Here is a 2,804-nt window from a genome sequence, read left to right on the forward strand (position 1 = left end):
ATGGAAAGCGACGGCCGCCGCCGTTTCCGTCGGTAGTGCGGCAACTCCGACCAGTGCGGCAGTGACCCGCCAGATCACGAACGTGGCGGCAGGTACGCAGGATACGGACGCCGTCAACGTGGCACAGCTGAAAAAAGTGAAAGCCGCCGCTGATGCTGCGAAAGTGCATTATTACAGCGCCAAATCTACAAAAACGGGAGCCGGCAGCAACTATGACAATGACGGCGCCGAGGCGGAAGACAGCATCGTGCTCGGTATTTCCTCTTCTTCGAAAGGGGTGAACAGCACCGTTCTTGGCAATAATAACAAATTGACCGGAGTGAAAAACGGAAGAAACAACAGTATCGTCGCCGGTCAGAATCTGGAAGTGGAAGGCGTCCATAATGCCGTATTCGGCACGGATTATAACAATTATGACCATAAGCTGACAAAAGTCTTCGGAGAACAGAATACGGTCCTCGGCGTGGGGAACCTGGTCGGCTATACGGCGGAACAAGATCCGAACGATCCGACAAAATGGATCTACACGAAAAAAGGCAGCGGCAGTGACCAAAATGTGGCTGTCGGACTGACCAATACGGCAAATGGCGGGAGCGTCGTGGTAGGCACCAGTTCCGAAGCGGAAAATCTGGGAACGTCTGTCGGACATGGAAATAAAGTCATCGGTTCGAATAACGGCGGCGGGCAGTGGGGTCTTGCCCTGGGCAACTATCTGACAGTCAAAGGTGAAGAAGCGGTAGCTGTAGGTAAAGAAGCTTCCGCGACCGCGGACTGGGCTATTGCCATGGGTTCAAAGAGCAGTGCGGAGAAAGAAACTGCTATGGCTTTGGGCTATGATTCTCATGCTAAGGTCTCCGGCGGCGTAGCCCTCGGCTCGTGGAGCGTGGCGGATCGCGGCGGTTTTACCGCATCGAAGAAAGGCGTTTTCAGCGATTTTGAACTGAACGGCAAGACGGCAGGCGCCGTTTCCGTAGGCACGGAGAATAAATTAAGACAGATTATCCATGTAGGTGACGCCACGGAAGATACCGATGCGGTCAACCTGCGGCAGCTGAAAGCGGTGAAGGATTCTTTGAATACGACCATCGAGGGGAGCAAGGTTCATTTCTTCTCCGCAAAGGGAAGCAGCAGTGATGAAAATTATAATAATGACGGCGCTACCGGCGATCGTGCGCTGGCAGTCGGTGTGGCTGCCAAGGCAGGCGGTCTGAAAGCGACAGCGCTGACCGGCGGGAATGCGTCGGGCGATTTCTCCTTTGCCGTAGGCAATAATGCGCAGGCGAAGGGCTGGGGGTCTGTTGCTGTCGGTGCGTATACTTTGGCTGAGAAACAAGGGACCGTGGCGATCGGTCACGGTGCGAAAGCCTATAGTCTTGAGTCTGTCGCATTAGGATACAATACACAGGCAGGCGCTCCCTCCGGACAGCCGGGAGCGGGAAACCAGGCACAAACCGCCATGGGCAGCGGTACGATTGCTACTGGCGGAGCTGCTACCGCATTCGGCTTTGAATCCGTAGCCGGCGGCGCGCATGCCATTGCCGGCGGCAATAAGGCAAAGGCGACCGGGCAGGACTCCGTGGCATTAGGAAAAGACACGGAAGCGTCCGGTACATGGTCGGTAGCATTGGGAAGTGATACGAAAGCGAAAGGACAGTCGTCTACCGCCCTGGGAACGGATACCACCGCTTCCGGAATTGCTTCTACGGCGATGGGGAGCAAGACACAGGCTACAGGTGCCGGTTCTACGGCTATGGGCGGCAGTACGACAGCAACAGGCGAGTGGTCTTTGGCAAGCGGCGGACGGTCAGAGGCGAAGGGCGACTATTCTACCGCCATGGGATATAACAGCAAGGCAAATGCAAAGAACAGTTTCGCCGTTTCCGGCGGCATTGTGGAAGACGCTGCAGAAAATTCCATAGCCATGGGCAAAGGCGCGAAAGCGTCTGTATCCGATGCGGTAGCGCTGGGAAGCGGTTCCGTGGCGTCCACGGAAAAAGGCAAGGTCGGTTATGATATTTCCGGTGATGATCATTCCAATGACACCACGGGCGTATGGAAATCTACGGCAAACGCCGTTTCCGTAGGTGACGCGTCCAAAGGTATCACCCGCCAGATTACCGGTGTGGCAGCAGGCAGTGAAGACACGGACGCCGTCAACGTGGCGCAGCTGAAGAAAGCGGTAGCCGGAGCGGCGGACGGTAATGACAAACTGGTAAGCGACAACAATGCGCTGTCCCTTACCGGCAAAACCCTGTCCATGAGCGTAAAGGACACGGCTGGAAATGAAGTAAAAGGCAGTGTAGACCTGTCAGCCATCGCGGGGCAGATTGATACCAATACCACTTATACCATGAGCGGCACAGAAAACGCGGACAATACCACTACTATTTCCTTAAAGGGCAGTGACGGAAAAGAAAACAAAGTCACCGTAGCCACGAAAGATACAAGAAACACCGTGAAAGCCGGTGAAAATGTGACACTTGACACCGCTGCCAATACGTTCGGTGGAACGGAATATACGGTCAATGTAAAAGCTGACGGAAAGGTGGAAGACGGAAGCACAAAGATTGTCAGCGGAAATACAGTGTACCATGAAACCCATGTGAAAAATGATGGCAACTATGTGAAGAAAGAAAACAGCGCCGGAGACAACCTGACTATACTGGATAAACAGGTCGGCAACAATACAACCAATATTACCAACCTGGGAAATACCATCAATAATCTGAACGGGAAACTGGGCACACTGGACAACCGGATCAATAAAGTGGGTGCGGGAGCGGCCGCACTGGCGGCGCTCCATC

Annotated in this window: 1 pseudogene; it reads left to right on the forward strand. The window is 54.3% G+C overall.

Features of this window, described 5'->3' with window-relative positions:
• Positions 1–2,804 (forward strand): annotated as a pseudogene (locus tag HMPREF0080_RS10265) (hypothetical protein); the annotation flags it as partial.

Source organism: Megasphaera geminata F0357 (assembly GCF_000239275.1).
GTDB classification, from domain to species: Bacteria; Bacillota; Negativicutes; order Veillonellales; family Megasphaeraceae; genus Megasphaera; species Megasphaera geminata.